Origin of the sequence: Saccharopolyspora antiqui (genome assembly GCF_052246905.1) — a bacterium.
Taxonomy (GTDB): domain Bacteria; phylum Actinomycetota; class Actinomycetes; order Mycobacteriales; family Pseudonocardiaceae; genus Saccharopolyspora.
Genome location: NZ_JBQQBO010000013.1, coordinates 22713 through 39288, shown reverse-complemented (window position 1 = coordinate 39288; position 16576 = coordinate 22713). Strand labels below are relative to the sequence as shown.

Here is a 16576-nt window from a genome sequence, read left to right as displayed (position 1 = left end):
ATACCCGGTGTCATGCGCCGGAAACGTCCGCTGTTTCTGCCGGAAACATCCGTGACCAACACTGCCGTCCGCACGCGTGTTCGGGAGGAGGCAGCGGATGGCAGTCGGGACAACGCAAACGGATCCGCCGAAGGACCAGGCGGTGCGGGAGACGCTGGAGGACTACACCCTCCGCTTCGCGCCGCGCAGCTATCGGCGCTGGAAGCCAAGTGTGGTGGCGACGACGGCGTTGGGCGGCATCGCCTACCTCGCCGACTTCTCCATCGGCGCAGGCATCGGTTTGAGCTACGGCACGATGAACGCCCTGGTGGCGATCCTGGTCGCGGCAGTGATCATCTTCGTCACCGGGGTGCCGCTGGCCTACTACGGTGCGCGCTACAACATCGACCTCGACCTGATCACCCGAGGCTCCGGGTTCGGCTACTACGGCTCGGTGCTGACCAGCGTGATCTTCGGCAGCTTCACCTTCATCTTCTTCGCCACCGAAGGCGCGATCATGGCGCAGGGCCTGAAGGTCGGGCTCGGGGTGCCGCTGTGGCTGGGCTACCTGATCACGACGCTGATCGTGGTGCCGCTGGTCATCTACGGCATGAAGGCGCTGAGCAAGCTCCAGGTGTGGACCACGCCGCTGTGGCTGCTGCTGATGGTCGGCCCGATCGGGTACCTGGTGATCGTCGATCCCGGCTCGGTGAGCTCGTGGCTGGCGTTCGCCGGATCGGATGGCGGTGGGCTCAACGCCGCGTCGGTGATGCTCGGCGCCGGGGTTGCGCTGTCGCTGATGGCGCAGATCGGTGAGCAGATCGATTACCTGCGGTTCATGCCGCCGCGCACGGCGGCGAACAAGCGGTCCTGGTGGGCTTCGATGCTGGTGGCCGGTCCGGGCTGGGTGGTCTTCGGCGCGGTCAAGCAGGCCACCGGCGCGTTCCTGGCGTTCTTCATCATGGGCGTGGCTGGTGCGGCGGCCACCGAACCGGTCCAGCAGTTCATGGGCATCTACGACCTGTTCATGCCGGCCTGGCTGGCGATCCCGCTGGCCGTGGTGCTGGTGGTGCTCAGCCAGGTGAAGATCAACGTCACCAACGCCTACTCCGGCTCGTTGACCTGGACCAACTCCTTCAGCCGGATCACCAAGCGCTATCCGGGCCGGATCGTGTTCGTGCTGCTCAACCTGCTGGTGGCGCTGATCCTGATGGAGGCGAACATGTTCGCCTTCCTGAACTCGGTGCTCAGCTTCTACGCCAACTGCGCGATCGCGTGGGTGGTCACGGTGGCCACCGACATCATGATCAACAAGTACGTGCTGAAGCTGTCGCCGAAGGAGCCGGAGTTCCGCCGCGGCATGCTGTACGCGGTGAACCCGGTCGGCGTGGTGGCGTTCCTGGCCTCGGCGATCATCTCGATCGCGATGTACTTCGGCGCCTTCGGCGCGGCGATCCAGCCGTACTCGCCGATCGCGGCGGTGGTCATCGCCCTGGTGCTGACGCCGCTGATGGCGGTGGTCACCCGGGGCCGCTACTACCTGCGGCGCACCGACGACGGCATCGCCGAACCGCGCTTCGACGCCGAAGGCACCCCGGTCGACACCACCTACCCCTGCGACGTCTGCCACCAGAACTTCGAACGCCCGGACGTCCTGGCCTCCGCGGTCCCGGACACGCTCATCTGCTCCCTCTGCCTCACCACAGACCGCACCGGCACCCACGTCCTCCCAGCGACGTAACCAAGCGAAGGGCACCTTTGACCGGCTTGGAGAGTGTGCGGGTTGGTTTGCGTTGCGGTGCGGGTAGCGGAACCTCAGAGGCCTTCTCGTCTCCGGGATCCCCGACTCATGTATGTCCGATACACAGCGTCGGGGCTGTCCTCGCGGGATAGCTCGGGGTGTGGGGTGTCCCCGCATGGCACCGCCCGAGAACCCGCGGCGGTGCGAGTTGCGAGGGTGGTGGGAAGCGGCTGACGCCGCTCGCCTGACGACCACCCCCGCTACGCCCAATCCGCGCGAGCTCTTACTCGGTCGAAGGTGCCCTTCACCGCTCACCTGATCGTGAGTTCACTGCGTTGTGGCGTGTTCGGGCTCGATGTAGATGATCACGCGTTGCTCGTCGGGCCGCGCCCACGGGTACTCGTCCTCGTCGAGGTACTTCTTCGCCATCTTGTTGATGAACGCGTTGTTCGCATCGTCCTCGATCTTCGCGACCCTGCCGCGCACCTCCACGTAGCGATAGGGCTGGTCGGGGTCGTGCGCGGAGATCGAGATGCGCGGCTCGCGCCGCAGGTTCCGGTACTTCTGCCGGGTCCTGGTCTGGCTGAACTTCAGGTAGTGCCCGTCCCAGTCGATCCACACCGGACTGGACTGGGGCTCGCCGTGCGGCCCGATGGTGGCCACGTGGGCGAAGACGCGCTTGCTGAGGATGTCCTCGCGGTCCTGCGGAATCGCCGACACTTCGACTCCCTCCAACGGTTTCAGCTCCATCCGGCCCGACACTGCCCGCCGCCGCGTCGTCCCGCGAGTCGAGCGGCTCCCCGGTTGGGGGCCTGTCAAGGGTTCGTCGATGGCGTGCCCCGATCGGACACCTCGCGGGCTCCTGCCCGCGCGAACAAGTCCGACGACCTAGAACTATTGCACCTTTAATAATTCAATCTGTAAGTTACTCATCATGAGTGATGACCAGCGCTGGAACACGGCGGCCGGAATCCGTTCGCTCGACCTCGGCGACCTGCGGATCAGCTACGTCCCGGACGGGGCGGTGGGGCTCAAACCGCGTGGTTGGTACCCGAAGACGACCGACGACGATTGGCGTGCGCACGCGCGGCACCTCGGCGAGGCCGGGTACCTCGTCGCCAGCATCGGCGGGTTGCTCGTCGAGCAGGGCTCGCGGGCGATGTTGATCGATGCGGGCTTCGGGCCGTCGGCTGCTCCGGACGATCCGCAGAACCCGCTCATCGGTGCCATCAACGGGGGCGAACTGCCGGACAACCTGGCGAAGCTGGGGCGCGAGCCCGACGAGATCGAGGCCGTCGCGATCACCCACCTGCACACCGACCACATCGGCTGGGCGCGGCAAGGTGCCTTCCCGGCGGCCCGGTTGCTGGTCTCCGAGCAGGAGTGGGCGCGCCGCGCCGAGCACGCTCCCGACGTCACGGACGAGATGCTGGCGCGGTTGAGCGCACAGGTCGAAACCGTCCACGATGGACAGGAAGTCTTCCCCGGCGTGCGGGTGCGGTACTCCTTCGGCCACACGCCCGGACACGCCTCGTACACGATCACCTCGGGCGACCGGCGGTTGATCGTCATCGGCGACGCGCTGCACAGCGCGGTGCAGGTCGGCAACCCGACCTGGCCGGTGTGCATCGACACCGACCGCGAGCAGGCGATCCGCTCCAGGCTGGACCTGGTGCGCGAACTCCGGGAACCGAACACGATCGGCTTCGGCGTCCACCTCGCCGATGTCCAGTTCGGCCGCGTCGTCGCCGACTCCGGCGACACCGCCAGCTGGGCACCGCTGCCGTAACACCGACCGGTCAGCGGCTGGTGGCGACCCAGCCTTCGGGGTGCAGGCGGTCGGCTTCGAGTTCGCCGTCCAGCAGCGTCGCGTTGCGGTCGGCGACGAGGATGCCGTCCACGTTCACCCCGCGCCCGGCGTACTGGTCGTCCAGCGCGTAGCGCCACCGCAGCCGCACCTGCTGCCCGGCGGCCGCATCCACCGTGCCGCGCACCTTCCACCAACTGCGGTGACCTGCCCCGGCCAGTGCACCCTGCGGTCCGTCGGGCGCACCGGGGCCGGACGCCTGCAACGTGACCGGCCGCCAGTCGACGCCGTCCACACTGGACTCCACGGACAGCGAGTCGGCGCCGTCGGGATCGCGTTGGGTGTCCACGAAAGCGTTGAACGACACCTGCATCTCACCGCTGACCGGCCCGAGCGGATCGGTGGTCAACGTTGCCGGCCCCTCGGCGAACCAGGATTGCGAACCCCGAGCGGGCTGCACGGCCATGGCCTCCGCCAACCCCTGCGCCAGCGCCTGCCGGGCGAGGTTGTTCGACCCCCAGTCCCGCGACGGGTGCACGCGGTTGGTGAGCAGGATGACCACCGACCGCGATGCCGGATCGATCACCAGCGACGTCCCGGTGAAACCGGTGTGGCCCGCGGTGTGCGGCCCGCTGAGCCCGGCCATGTACCAGCGCTGGTCGAGTTCGAAGCCCAAGCCGTGCGCGTGGCCGGGAAAAGCGGTGTTGAAATTGGTCAGCATCTCCTCGACGCTGTGCTCGGACAGGATGCGGTGGCCGCCGTAGGTGCCGCCGTTGAGCAGCGTCTGCCCCAGCACCGCCAGGTCGTCGGCGGTGGTGAAGATCCCGGCCTGCCCGGCGACTCCGCCCAGCGCCCACGCGTTCTCGTCGTGCACCTGCCCGCGCAGCATGCCGCGCGGCGGATCGACCTCGTCCTCCGTCGCCGCGATGCGGTGCAGCTCCTCGGCGGGCGGGTTGTAGCCGGTGTCGGACATCCCGAGCGGCTCGGTGATCTGTCTCGCCACCACCTGGTCCAGCGGTGCGCCGGTGACCCGCTGGACCAGCAGACCGAGCGTGATCATGTTCGGGTCGGCGTAGGTGTAGTGGGTGCCCGGCGGGAATTCGGGCGTCAACTGCATGACCGCCGGAATCCGCTGCTCCGGCGGCAGCTTCCACAGCTTCACCTCGGCCTGCAGACCCGAGGTGTGGGTGAGCAGCTGCTGCACGGTGATCGACTGCTTGCCGTTGACGCCGAACTCCGGCAAGTACTCGGCCACCGGCGCGTCCAACCGCACCTGGCCGTCGTCGATCGCCTGCAGCACCGCGATCGAGGTGAACAGCTTGCTGAGCGAGGCGGCATCGAAGATCGTGTCGGGCCGCATCGGTTCCTGCTGGTCAGGGGGCAGTTCGGTGCCCTGGCGGTCGGCGTAGCGCAGTTCTTGGCCCACCGCCTCGCGGCGCACCACGACGCCATCGTGCACCAGCAGGCTCACCGCGCCCGCGTACATCGGATGTGCCAGGTCGGGCGTCTTGCTGGTCCAGGCCGCGACTTGCCGCAACGCCGCGTCGATCGGAGCTGGATCGAGACCGGCTTCTTCCGGTGTGCCGTCGTGCAACCGGGTGCTGGCGGGCGCGAATTCCTGCTGCGGGCGGTCGAAGTGGCCGTGCACGTGGCCGGGTGCCGCCGTAGCCGAGCCCGCCAGCGTGGTGACCGACAGCAGCGCAGCCGTCAACAGAATCGTCTTGCCCATCGCGTCCTCCTCACCGGTACAGCAGATACGGTTCGCGTTGTCGCCGGAAGTCGGCGGCCTCGTCCTGCCATGCGTCGACGATCTCCGGCACATCGGCCCCCGCATCGACCATCGTGCGCAACCGGTCCGAACCCGACAACTTGTCGATCATGTTGTCCGGCCGCCAGCCGAAGACCTGCGGATACAGCCGCCGCGCCGTGACGATCATGGTGACGGCGGCGCGGATCGCGTCGATCTCGCCGGACCGGTAGATCTGCACTCCACCACATGTCGCGTTGGCGTGCTTGGAAAACGTCGGCACGAAGTACGTTTCGCGGAACCGGAGGCCGTCGAGCCCGGCGGTGTTGAGGTGCTCCGCCCACCGCCAGTCGATGCCGGGCGCGCCGATGATCTCGAACGGTCTGGTGGTGCCTCGGCCCTCGGAGAGCACGGTGCCCTCGAACAGCCCGGTTCCGGGGTAGAGCACGGCGGTGTCCGGTGTCGGCATGTTCGGGCTGGGCGGGACCCACGGCAGCCCGGTGTCCGTGCCGCGCCCCTGCCAGCCTTCGATGCGAACCACGTCTAGCTGCGACAACGGGCTCGGCAGGTACTCGCGGTCGAACATCCGCGCCAGCTCGCCGACGGTCATGCCGTGCTGCTGCGCGATCGGCAGCAGCCCGACCCCGGAGGCGAACCGCGGATCCAGCCGCGGACCGGCCACCTGGGCGCCGATCGGGTTGGGCCGGTCCAGCACCAGGAACGCCGCCCCGGTCTGGTGCGCGGCCTGCATCGCGGTGTACATCGCCCAGATGTAGGTGTAGAAGCGGGCGCCCACGTCGGCGATGTCGAACACGACCTGCTCGACGCCTGCCTTGCGGAACATCTCGGCCAGCTTCGCCGCATCGGCGCCGTAGGCGTCGTACACCGGCAGGCCGGTGCGCGGATCGCGGTAGTCGCCCTCCGAACCACCTGCCTGGGACGTGCCGCGAAACCCGTGCTCCGGCCCGAAAACCGCGACGATGTTGACCGCGCCGCTGGCGTGCATGGCGTCCACGACGTGCTCCAGCGACGCCAGCACGCCGGTCGGGTTGGTCAGCACCGCGACCCGACGGCCGGTGACGTCCTCCCAGTTCCGCGCGGCGAGCGCGTCGGCCCCGGTCCGGACACCGGAGCCGGTGGTGGTGGACGGCGCGGCGGCGCAGGCGGCACTGGCCGCGAGGCCCGCAGCGGGCACCGACAGCGCCGCAGCGGTCAGCAAGCCGCGCCGCGTGAGTCGTGCGTGCTTCGCCGGGTTGGCGCCCGCTTCGTCGCTCACGATCCCGACCAGCCCAAGCCGTGGCCGAACGGGTACTTGTCGACGCCGGGCTGGTTCGGATCGGGCACCGGGACCGGCAGCTTGCCGACCGGGGTGATCTCGCCGAAGAGCACCTTCGCCAGCGACTCCATCGCCACCGCCTTGTCCGAGTAGGTGGCGACCCAGGCGGGCAAGTCGACGTAGGCCGCGTCGTACGGGTCGCGGACCGCGACCGCGACCACCGGTTTCCCGGTCTGCTGCAAGGCGCGGACCAGGTCGAGCTGCGTCGCGTTGGTCGCACTCCACGCGGCGTTGGTCAGCACCACCGTGACGTCGTGGCGCTTGGCCTCCTCGGCGGCCTGGTTGATCTGCTCCGGCGTCGGCTGCAGGCCGGTCACCAACGCCGACGCCTGCGGCCCGCGCACTCTGATCCGCTCCGCCAACGCGGCGGTCGCCTTGTCACCGGCCCCGGTCACGAACATCGTCCCCGGCGGTTCGAGCGGCAGCATTCCGTCGTTGCGCAGCAGGGTCGTGGTGCGATCGGTGATCTCCTGCGCCGCTGCCAGGTGCTCCGGCGACCCGACGACCTGGTCCACTTTGGACACGTCGACGAACGGGTTGTCCAGCACTCCGCGAGCGGACTTCAACGCCAGGATGCGCGCCACGCTCTCGTCGATGCGCTGCTCGGACAGCTGGCCGGTGCGCACCGCGCCCAGCACCCCGTCGATGGCGACCTGCACGTTGAACGGCATCAACAGCATGTCGGCCCCCGCCTTCAGCGCCAGAACCGGGATTTCGGCGTCGGGGTGCTTCTCCCGCACCCCGTCCATCTGCAGCGAGTCGGTGATGATCACACCCCGGTAGCCGAGTTCGCCGCGCAGCATCCCGGTGAGCACGCCTGGCGACAGCGTCGACGGTTCACCGGAGTCGTCGAGCTTCGGCACCACGATGTGCGCGCTCATCACCATGTCGGCCCCGGCGGCGATGGCCTCCCGGAACGGCGGTGCGTCCAGCTGCTCCCACTGCTGCCGGTCGTGCTCGATCACCGGCAGGGAGCTGTGGCTGTCCTGGTTGGTGTCGCCGTGGCCGGGGAAGTGCTTGACCGCCGCCGACACCGTTTCCCCCGGCGGCGCCGAGTCCTCGTAGCCGCGCACCTGCGCGGCGGTGAGCTGCGCGGCCAGCGCCGGGTCGGAGGAGAAAGACCGGACCCCGATCACCGGGTTCGCCGGGTTGACGTTGACGTCCCCGCTCGGTGCGAAGTTCTGGTTCAACCCCATCGCCCGCAGTTCCTGCCCGGTGATCGCGGCCGCGCGGCCCGCGTCGTCGACGCTGCGACCGGCGCCGAGCGCCATGTTGCCGGGGAACTGGGTGGCGGGCTCCGGGATGCGGGTGACCTGGCCCTGCTCCTGGTCGGTGGAGATCAGCAGCGGCACCTTCGCGCCGGAGGACACCGCGGCGTTCTGCAGACCGTTGGACAGCTCGGCGATCTGCTTCGGGTCGTAGAGGCTGTCGGTCCAGGCGAAGTGGATGATGCCGCCCAGGTGGTACTTCTGCACCACCTGCGCCGGGGTGTCGACGCCGAACTCCGCCATGTTCTCGGGGTGCGCGGTGTCGGCCGTGCGTCCGTAGGCGTAGGTCACGAACAGCTGGCCCACCTTCTCCTCCAGCGTCATCTGCTGGAGGAGTTCCTCGGGCGACAGGCGTTGTTGCGGAGCAGCGGCACCGCCGGTGACGGTAAGGGTCGCGGCGCCGATGGCGATTGCGCTCAGCGCGACAACGCCGCGACGCGCTCGGGTCTTCACGTTGGCCTCCCTGCGGAGCGGACTTCGCCGGTGGAAAGTGTTCACCACGAAATCGGTCGATTTCGGAAGTTACTCACGCCACCGCCCGCAGGTCAACGCTGTGCATCGGCGTGGGCGCAGACAGTTCTGACAAATGCCCCTTCGAACGGGATGCGGGCGAATGCGATGCGGGCGCGGGATGCTTCGCGGGCCCGCTGCGGAATGCCCAACATCGGGTTTCCTCCGACCGCTTGCGGATCCGCTGCGGTGCAAGCCGAGTGCCGCCTTCGGCCCGGCAGATCGCGGTCTTCGAACCCGGACATGCGGCGGCGGGCCGCGATCGACGGGCGCCGCCCCTCTGCGCGAGTGCTCGGGTTACCAGGCGTGCACTTCTTGTCGTAACTTCGGGCTAGGCGTCCGGCGTCCCGGTACGCAACCCCGTGGAACGACGAGCCTTGTGTGCGGCAACGCGTGGGTGCTCTGAGTCCCGCGCGCGGAGTCTGATCGGGGTGGACGCCACTTCTCCTCTGTAACGTCCCTGGCCAACCAGGGTCCGCACCTCCATTTGTAGTCGGTGACGCGCGTCACTGCAAGGGTTCGGCCGGGTGCTGTAGGTAGGGGTGCTCGGGTGCGCGGCAGGCGTCGACCGCACGCCGAATGCGGCGCGGAAACGCACGCGCTGTCAGCGGCGGCGGCGCCAGGCGCGCAAGCCCCACCACGCCGCCCCGGCCGCGGCCACCGCACCCATTCCGACGCCCGCCGCGGTCACCGCGGCTCGGGACGGGGTGGGGATGCGGGCCCGCAGCGACACCGGGTGCTCGAAGGCCAGCGATGGCCAGCCGCGCTGCACGGCTTCCTTGCGCAGCCCGCGATCCGGGTTGACCACGGTCGGATGTCCGACGCTCTCCAGCAGCGGCAGATCGGTGATGGAGTCCGAGTAGGCGTGGCTTTCGACGAGGTCGTAGCCGTACTTGTCGGCGAGTTCGCGGGCGGCGGTCGCCTTGTTCTCCGCGGAGCAGTAGAAATCGACCTCGCCGGTGTAGCGGCCGTCGACCACGACCATCCGGGTGCCGGACCAGTGCGTGGCACCGAGCAGCTTCGCGATCGGGGCGACCACTTCTTCCCCGGATGCGGACAGCACGATGATGTCGTGGCCCTGTTCCTGGTGTTCCGAGATGAGCTGGGTGGCTTCCTTGTACACCAGCGGATCGACGATGTCGTGCAGGGTTTCCTCGACGATCGCGTTCACCTGCTCGACGTCCCAGCCGGTGCACAGCGAGGTGATGTGCGCCCGCATCCGGTCCATCTGGTCGGCGTCGGCACCGGCGAGCATGAACACGAACTGGGCGTAGGCGCTCTTCAGCACGGCCCGCCGGTTGATCAGTCCTTCCTGGAAGAACGGTCGACTGAAGGCGAGCGTGCTCGACTTGGCGATGACGGTCTTGTCCAGGTCGAAGAACGCGGCCACCCGGTGTTCGGTGGGGGCCGTTGGGTTCGCGGGCTCAGTCACGCGCACAGCATACGAGCTGGCCGCAGTGGATCGCGGAGGCGCATTGCCGCGGGTTTTCGATTCGGACTTTTCACACTGCGTGTGGTCTAGTCCGGCGATTGGAACTGGCGGGATGTTTTTCTTGACTCGAATGTCGGCTACTGGCCAGTTGGATGCGCACTCAGAGCAAGAACATTCCCTCAAATGGACGGGGGGCGTTGGAGGGGATCTGCGGGATACAGTTGAAGAACGTCCGGTGCTGCCGGGCAAGTTCAGCTCGACCCCCCGGAGCTGAACTAATCGACGACCCCCGCTCCTCCCCCCTGGCGGGGGTCGTCCCATTTCTGCGGTCCGGCTCGGGTCGAATGTGAATTCTTTCCGTTTCCTGCGGTGCGGAAGTAGCACTTCCGGGGGAGTGCGAGTTATCCACAGGACAGAGGTTTGTCCACAGATTTGGAAAACCGCGTTGGCAACGGCCGATCATCCGGTCACGGTGTTAACGAGCGGCCATTCCCCGGCCTTTCGCTCAGGCGCATCAACCGGCCGAACCGGAGAAAATATCATGATCGGCGCACGTCCACTGCTCGTCGCGCGGGATTCCGCGCTGGCAGAAGAGATTTCGCGGCTCGCCGCGGCGGCTGGCGGCGAACTGGAACACGCCCCGAGTCCAGCGGCCTCGGCGTGGCGCACCGCGCCGCTGGTGCTGCTGGACGACGCAGCCGCAGCGGCCGGTGCAGCCGACTGCCTGCCGCGAAGACCCGGTGTCGTCGTGTTGTGCCGAGCGCCGAACTCGGATCTTTGGCGCGCTGCCTTCGAGATCGGCGCCGAGCACGTGCTGGAGCTGCCCGCTGACGAGGCCACCCTCATCGAGCTGCTGGCCGATGCGGCCGACGCCCCGGCGCAGGACGGTCGGGTGCTCGCGGTGCTGGGCGGTTGCGGCGGGGCAGGGGCATCGGTGTTGGCCACCGCGACGGCCGTGGCCGCCGCGCGCGGCGGTGAGCGGTCGCTGCTGGTCGACTGCGACCCGCTGGGCGGCGGGGTGGACCTCGCGGTGGGTGCGGAGGCGGCCGACGGATTGCGCTGGTCGGGATTGGCGGTCAACGCGGGCCGACTCGCGGCGAGCGCGTTGCACGAGGCGCTGCCGAAGCGCCGAATCGGCTCCGGCGCGACCACCGTGCTGTCCTGCGACCGCGACGGCCCGTCGACCGGGCTGACCCCGGAGGCCGTGCGAGCCGTGCTCGGCGCGGGCCGTCGAGCCGGTGACACGGTGGTGTGCGACCTGCCGCGCACGCTGCCCGAAGCCGCGGCTGCCGGGCTGCGCCAGGCGGACCTGGCGGTGGTCGTCGTGCCAGCCGAGGTGCGCGCTTGCGCGGCGGCGGCTCGGGTGGTGGCGAGCATCCGGGAACAGGTGGCCGGGCCGGTTCGGCTGGTGGTGCGAGGCCCCGCGCCGGGCGGCCTGCGCGCGGCCGACGTGGCGCGGGCGGTGGGCGCGGAGGTCCTGACGGTCATGCGGGCGCAACCACGCCTGTCGGCGGCCCTGGACCGGGGCGGCTTCGCGACGGCTGGCCCGACTCGTCGAGGTCCGGTGGTCAGGGCCGCACAGGAAGTCCTGACCGAGCTCGCCCGGGCCGAACCGTCCACAGTGTCGAGTGCCTTAGCCGGTTGTTGACCGACACACCGGGCGCGATTCTCCGCGGTACCAGCTCGTGACGCGTTGACTTCCCGTGGGGATCTCGACGACGGGATCCAGCTGCGCGGTCCGGTCGTCAGTTGGTCGAAGGTGTCCGGAAGATCGTGTTGCTGTCCTTGATTTTGAAGTGGCGTTGACGCGAGGAATTTCACCTCCACTGCGGTTTCAACCAACAACGCCGAGCTCGGATCGGCTGGTGTTCGCGCCAGCATTTGAAATCGCTTTTCGACGCTTCCACGGAATGAAGGTGAGTGAGTCATGTCCACGAGTCATGTCTTGGAAATCGATCGGATCGCCAATGCGGCATCGGAGTCCACTGCGGTGGATGGCGTGGACGGCGAGTTGCTCGAACGGGTGCGCAACCGCTTGGTCGGCAGCGGTGCCGCGTTGACCTCGGCCGCCGTCGCCTCCGCGGTGCGAGAGGAGTCGGGCGGACTGCTCGCCGACGCCGATGTGTTGGCCGCGCTTCGCCTCGTGCAGCAGGAATTCCGCGGCGCCGGAGTGCTGGAGCCGCTGCTGCGCGATCCGTCGGTCTGCGACGTGCTGGTCACCACGCCGAACAAGGTGTGGGTCGACCGGGGCGACGGGCTCCAGCGGGCGGCGGCGCGCTTCCCGGACGAGGACGCGGTGCGCCGGCTCGCGCAACGGCTGGCGATGGCCAGCGGCCGACGGCTGGACGACGCCCAGCCGTGGGTCGACGCCTGGCTGCCGCAGGAGAGCGCATCCGGACCGGTGCGGCTGCACGCCGTGCTGCCACCGGTCGCGGGCGAGGGCACCTGCATCTCGCTGCGGGTGCTCCGCCCAGCCGCACACGGCCTCGACGCGTTGCAGCAGTCGGGTGCCTTCGACGGGCCGACCGCGGCCGTGCTGCGCGAGATCGTGACCGCCAGGCTGGCGTTCCTGGTGGTAGGGGGCACTGCCAGCGGAAAGACGACGTTGTTGGCGGCGATGTTGGGTGAAGTCGCGGAGTCCGAGCGCATCGTGTGCGTCGAGGAGGCCGCCGAGCTCTACCCGCGGCACCCGCACGTCGTCCGGCTGCTCACCCGGCCACCGAACGTCGAGGGAGCCGGGGAGATCCAGGTCCACGACCTGGTCCGGCAGGCCCTGCGGATGCGCCCCGACCGACTCATCGTCGGCGAGGTTCGTGGCGGCGAGGTCCGGCAACTGCTCGCTGCGATGAACACCGGCCACGACGGGGGCGGCGGCACGCTGCACGCCAACTCGCCGCAAGAGGTGCCTGCCCGGATGGAGGCGCTGGCCGCGCTCGCGGGTCTGCCGAGAGCCGCCCTGCACAGCCAGTTGGCGGCGGCCGTCCAGGTGGTGCTGCACGTGCGCAGGAGTGCTCGGAAGGGTCGCCATCTCGCCGGTATCGGCGTGCTGTGCCGCGACGGCGACCGGGTTCGGGTGCGCCCGGCTTGGCAGTCCGACGGCGGCTGGGGGCCTGGGCGCGACGAGCTGGCAGCACAGCTGGCAGCCCGAGGAGGTGCCTTGCCGTGCTGAACTCCTCGCTGGTGGTGCTTGCCGCGGCGGTGCTGTGCTGGCCGGAGATCCGGGTACGAGATCGGCTCTTCGCCACGCCCGCGCACGTTCCGCGACGCGCGCTCCGCCGCACCGCGCGACTGCTGGTGATTCCGGCGATCGCCCTCGCGGGTTTCCTCTTCGCTGGCCCTGCGGGTCTGTGCGCGGCAGCAGCGCTTTCGCTGCTCGCCGTGAAGTACTGGCGCGCCCAGCAGGATTGGCGGCATCAGCTGAACCGGGCCGACGAACTGACCGCTGGTCTGCGGCTGCTGGTGGGGCAGTTGCGCGCCGGTGCCCATCCGGCCGCCGCGGCCGAGGGGGCCGCTGCTGAGTCCGGTGCCACGGTCGGCGGCGTTTTCCGGGACATGGCCGCCACGGTTCGGTTCGGCGGCGATGTCGCAACGGTTCTCGGAGCGCACGACAAGATCGCCGAACTCCGCGGACCGCTGGGCCGGATGGCCAGAGCCTGGGCGCTGGCCGAGCGGCACGGCGTCGCACTGGCCGACCTGCTCGACGCGGTGCGCCGCGACGTCGAGCGGCGTACCGCGTTCCGGCGGGACGTCGAAGCGAAGATGGCGGGTCCGAGGTCGACGGCCGCGGTGCTCACCGGGCTGCCGCTTTTCGGGTTGCTCTTCGGCGAAGCCGTCGGATCAGCCCCGGTCGCGGTGCTGACCTCCGGACTGCTCGGTCAGCTGCTTCTGCTGGTCGGGGTGGGCCTGCTGTGCGCCGGGGTCGGCTGGACGTTGCGCCTGACCAGGGCGGTGGTGCTGCCGTGATCGAAGCTGCCCTGGTACTCGTCGCAGCGGGGCTGCTGCTCGTCCCGGCGGGTTCGGCACGGGCGAGGTTGCGGGCGCTGGGCCCGAGCCCACCGGTTCGGAGGTCACGGCCACCGTCCATTGTGGTCTGGCTGCTGCCACTGGCGGCGGGTGCGGTTGCGGCGCAGGTGTTCGGGCTGGTCGGCGGAATCTCGATCGGCGTGGCCGCCGCGTTCGCGACGCGCCGATGGGCCGCACGAGCCAGGCGAAGACGTGACCGAGCGGATCCGCTGGTGTTGGCGGCTGGCTGGGACCTGCTGGCCGCCGGAATGCGGGCCGGACTGCCGGTCCCGGTCGTCGTGCGGGCGGTGGCCGACGAGCTCACCGGTGCGGCGCACCGAGCACTGCGCGAGGTAGCCGACCACCTCGCGTTGGGCGCGGACGCCATGACGAGCTGGGAACCGGCGCTGCGCAACCCGGACACCGCGGAACTCGCACGGGCGGCTCGTCGAACCGCTCGCACCGGCAGTGGCTTGGCGGACGTGGCTGGCGAAATCGCCAGCCACGCGCGGGCCACGGTCGCCGAACAGGCCCAGGCGCGCGCCCAGCGCGCGACGGTGTGGATTTCGGCGCCGTTGGGGCTGTGCTTCCTGCCCGCGTTCCTGTGTCTCGGGGTGCTCCCCGTGGTGGTCGGCATGGTGCACCGCCTCGCGGTGCCCTGGTGATTCGAAGATCCATTGTGGACTCGATGTTGAGCCGTCCGCCTTTTGAACTCGCGCTGCTCCGCTTCGGAGGACGAGATCGAAAGACGGGCACTGGAGGAGGTTGATCAAAGGTGAATGCACGACTGAACCGGTGGACGGCGGCCCGGCGGCTTCGCGCGCTGCTGCACGGCGACGGCGGGATGAGCACGGCCGAGTACGCGATGGGCACGGTGGCCGCGGTGGCGTTTGCATCGCTGCTCTACAGCGTGGTCACGGGCAATTCGGTCAAGGACGCCCTCACCGCGCTCATCGAACGCGGCCTGCAGGGTGGTGGTGTCTGATGGTCGTGCGGGTGGTTCCGGCGTCGCATGGCGCCGGAACCACCGGTGACACCGGCGGGGTCACGGTCGAAGCGGCACTGGGCATCTGCGCGGTGATCGCGGTGTTCGCGTTGATCTTGACCGGCATCGGCGCGCTGATCGGACATCTCCGCTGCACGGACGCGGCCGTCGAGGCCGCCCGGCTGGTCGCACGCGGTGATCGGTCCCGCGCGGAGGACGTGGTCGTACGGCTCGCCCCGGCCGGGGCGTCGCTTTCGGTGCAGGTCGAAGGGGATCAGGTCAGCACCGAGGTACGCGCCCCGCTGCCCGGTGGCGTCCTGCCCGGCCGCCTGCTGCACGCGCGTGCCGTGGCCGTGCTGGAGCCCGGAGCGCAGCGGCAGGTGCAGCGATGACCGGCGATCGGGGCGCGGCTACCGTACTTGCCGCGGTGCTCTCGATGACCCTGCTCGTCCTGCTGTGGATCGTCGTGCAGTTGGGCGCGGCCACGATCGCCCGCCATCGGGCCGAAGGAGCGGCGGACCTCGCCGCGTTGGCCGCCGCCGCGCATGCCCCGCAAGGGCGGCAACTGGCCTGCGAGCAGGCGAACCGGGTCGCCAGCGGGATGCGCGCGGTGGTTGCGGAATGCTGGTTGGCCGGTTGGGACGCGCGCGTGGTGGTCCGAGTTGATCTGCCGGAGTTCGTCCTCGGCGGGCAGAAGGCCAGCGCACGGGCCCGCGCCGGGCCGGCTGGCGACTGATCGGCCCGTCGCGACGAACGGTCGACGAGCGGTTGCGCGGCTCGGTGTTGACCGCTCGACCGGCCATCCAGGCGCCGCGCGGCAGGGTGATCTTTCGGCGCCTGTGGTCCGGTCGAGAGCGTTCGTCGCGGCTGAGCTACCGGTCGTCGAATGGGGGTGTACTCGGGCGTGTCGGATGACGTTGATTAGTGGTGTGAGCGCAAGACTCAGGGTTCACGACAACGAGGTCGAGAACCAGACGGCTGCCGAAGGCGAATGCCGGAGGTCCCCCCGAGCCGCGGTCCGGCGCCCACTGTGGAACAAGGAGGCGGAGCAAATGCAATGGTCGGTGGACAGGTCGCGGAGCGCCTTCCCCGGCATCCCGGCTCACCCGGCCGGGCTGACCAGCAGCCGGATCGAACTACGCGTGCAGGCAATCGGATTCGCTTCGCGTGGTTGGCCGGTGCTGCCCGGAACCTACCCCGAAGCAGGCCACTGGATCGGTCGGCGCGGGCGGCAGGAGAACGGCCCGATGCCGGTGCGCCGCGACTGGCAGAACCGGCTCGGCACCAACCCGGACGAAGTCACGTCCTGGTGGAATGAGCGGCCGTACAGCCTGCTGATCGCTACCGGAACCACGATCGACGCCATCGAGGTCGACGCCGACCTCGGTCGCCGGGCCGCATCGGTGTTGCGGGCGCTCGGATTCCCGGTGCCCATCGTGGCAACCCCGAACGGACGCTGGTACTTCCTGATGTCCAGCGGCGGCAAGCTCTTCGCCGAACTGGCCGAAGAAACCGGAATCCGGCTGCACGGCGAAGGAAGTTGGGTTCCCATGCCACCGACGGCCTATCCGCGCGGTGCGGTGCACTGGCGGGTCAAGCCCGAAGTGTGCGCCTGGCAACTGCCCACCCCGGACTTCGTGCAGGACGCACTGTGCACGGGTCGCAACATCGTTGACAACAGCCCAGAAAACGTGGCGGAACTCCTCGCAGCAGGCAGATGACCACCTGCTGGATGTGTTGACCGTGTTGGCGCTGAACGGATCGGCATC

At 69.4% G+C, this 16576-nt stretch carries 15 protein-coding genes; 10 read left to right on the top strand and 5 right to left on the bottom strand.

What is annotated here, in order from left to right; all coding sequences use genetic code 11:
- Positions 1–97: 97 nt before the first annotated feature.
- Positions 98–1720: a purine-cytosine permease family protein gene (locus ACTWQN_RS20780; protein WP_443205189.1), complete on the top strand. Its 1623-nt coding sequence runs from the start codon at positions 98–100 to the stop codon at positions 1718–1720.
- Between the two features lie 327 nt (positions 1721–2047).
- Here ACTWQN_RS20780 and ACTWQN_RS20775 read toward each other — a convergent pair whose 3' ends face one another.
- Positions 2048–2440 (bottom strand): PPOX class F420-dependent oxidoreductase, encoded by a 393-nt coding sequence (locus ACTWQN_RS20775; protein WP_443205188.1) that lies wholly within the window; start codon positions 2438–2440, stop codon positions 2048–2050.
- A 214-nt stretch (positions 2441–2654) separates the two neighbouring features.
- Between ACTWQN_RS20775 and ACTWQN_RS20770 the strand changes: the two genes are divergently transcribed.
- Positions 2655–3509: an MBL fold metallo-hydrolase gene (locus ACTWQN_RS20770; protein ID WP_443205187.1), complete on the top strand. Its 855-nt coding sequence runs from the start codon at positions 2655–2657 to the stop codon at positions 3507–3509.
- A gap of 10 nt (positions 3510–3519) precedes the next feature.
- On the opposite strand, the gene ACTWQN_RS20765 is transcribed toward ACTWQN_RS20770, so the two are convergent.
- The 4 genes from ACTWQN_RS20765 to ACTWQN_RS20750 all read right to left on the bottom strand — a co-directional run bounded on the left by ACTWQN_RS20765 (position 3520) and on the right by ACTWQN_RS20750 (position 9820).
- Positions 3520–5256: a serine hydrolase domain-containing protein gene (locus ACTWQN_RS20765; protein ID WP_443205186.1), complete on the bottom strand. Its 1737-nt coding sequence runs from the start codon at positions 5254–5256 to the stop codon at positions 3520–3522.
- Positions 5257–5266: 10 nt separating this feature from the next.
- The gene (locus tag ACTWQN_RS20760; RefSeq protein ID WP_443205185.1) at positions 5267–6550 is read right to left on the bottom strand and encodes an exo-beta-N-acetylmuramidase NamZ family protein; all 1284 of its coding nucleotides are present in this window, start codon (positions 6548–6550) and stop codon (positions 5267–5269) included.
- Positions 6547–8331 carry a glycoside hydrolase family 3 protein gene (locus tag ACTWQN_RS20755; protein ID WP_443205184.1) on the bottom strand — a complete coding sequence of 595 codons (1785 nt, stop codon included), beginning with the start codon at positions 8329–8331 and terminating at the stop codon, positions 6547–6549. The genes ACTWQN_RS20760 and ACTWQN_RS20755 overlap by 4 nt, the downstream gene beginning before the upstream one ends.
- A 661-nt stretch (positions 8332–8992) precedes the next feature.
- A complete protein-coding gene (locus ACTWQN_RS20750; RefSeq protein ID WP_443205183.1) occupies positions 8993–9820 on the bottom strand; it encodes an HAD-IB family hydrolase in 828 nt (275 codons plus the stop codon).
- A gap of 541 nt (positions 9821–10361) precedes the next feature.
- Here ACTWQN_RS20750 and ssd point away from each other — a divergent pair.
- From ssd to ACTWQN_RS20710, 8 genes are all read left to right on the top strand, one after another.
- The gene (gene ssd, locus ACTWQN_RS20745) at positions 10362–11468 is read left to right on the top strand and encodes a septum site-determining protein Ssd (RefSeq protein ID WP_443205182.1); all 1107 of its coding nucleotides are present in this window, start codon (positions 10362–10364) and stop codon (positions 11466–11468) included.
- A gap of 351 nt (positions 11469–11819) precedes the next feature.
- A complete protein-coding gene (locus ACTWQN_RS20740; protein WP_443205348.1) occupies positions 11820–12989 on the top strand; it encodes a TadA family conjugal transfer-associated ATPase in 1170 nt (389 codons plus the stop codon).
- Positions 12983–13783 carry a type II secretion system F family protein gene (locus ACTWQN_RS20735; protein ID WP_443205181.1) on the top strand — a complete coding sequence of 267 codons (801 nt, stop codon included), beginning with the start codon at positions 12983–12985 and terminating at the stop codon, positions 13781–13783. Before ACTWQN_RS20740 ends, ACTWQN_RS20735 begins: the two co-directional genes overlap by 7 nt.
- Positions 13780–14487, top strand: a complete 708-nt coding sequence (locus ACTWQN_RS20730; protein WP_443205180.1) for a type II secretion system F family protein — start codon at positions 13780–13782, stop codon at positions 14485–14487. Before ACTWQN_RS20735 ends, ACTWQN_RS20730 begins: the two co-directional genes overlap by 4 nt.
- A 110-nt stretch (positions 14488–14597) precedes the next feature.
- A complete protein-coding gene (locus ACTWQN_RS20725) occupies positions 14598–14807 on the top strand; it encodes a DUF4244 domain-containing protein (RefSeq protein WP_443205179.1) in 210 nt (69 codons plus the stop codon).
- Positions 14807–15199: a TadE family type IV pilus minor pilin gene (locus tag ACTWQN_RS20720; protein WP_443205178.1), complete on the top strand. Its 393-nt coding sequence runs from the start codon at positions 14807–14809 to the stop codon at positions 15197–15199. Before ACTWQN_RS20725 ends, ACTWQN_RS20720 begins: the two co-directional genes overlap by 1 nt.
- On the top strand, positions 15196–15543 hold the full coding sequence (locus ACTWQN_RS20715; RefSeq protein WP_443205177.1) for an Rv3654c family TadE-like protein: 348 nt from the start codon (positions 15196–15198) through the stop codon (positions 15541–15543). Before ACTWQN_RS20720 ends, ACTWQN_RS20715 begins: the two co-directional genes overlap by 4 nt.
- Before the next feature lie 316 nt (positions 15544–15859).
- Positions 15860–16528: a bifunctional DNA primase/polymerase gene (locus ACTWQN_RS20710; protein WP_443205176.1), complete on the top strand. Its 669-nt coding sequence runs from the start codon at positions 15860–15862 to the stop codon at positions 16526–16528.
- The last annotated feature ends 48 nt before the right edge of the window (positions 16529–16576 follow it).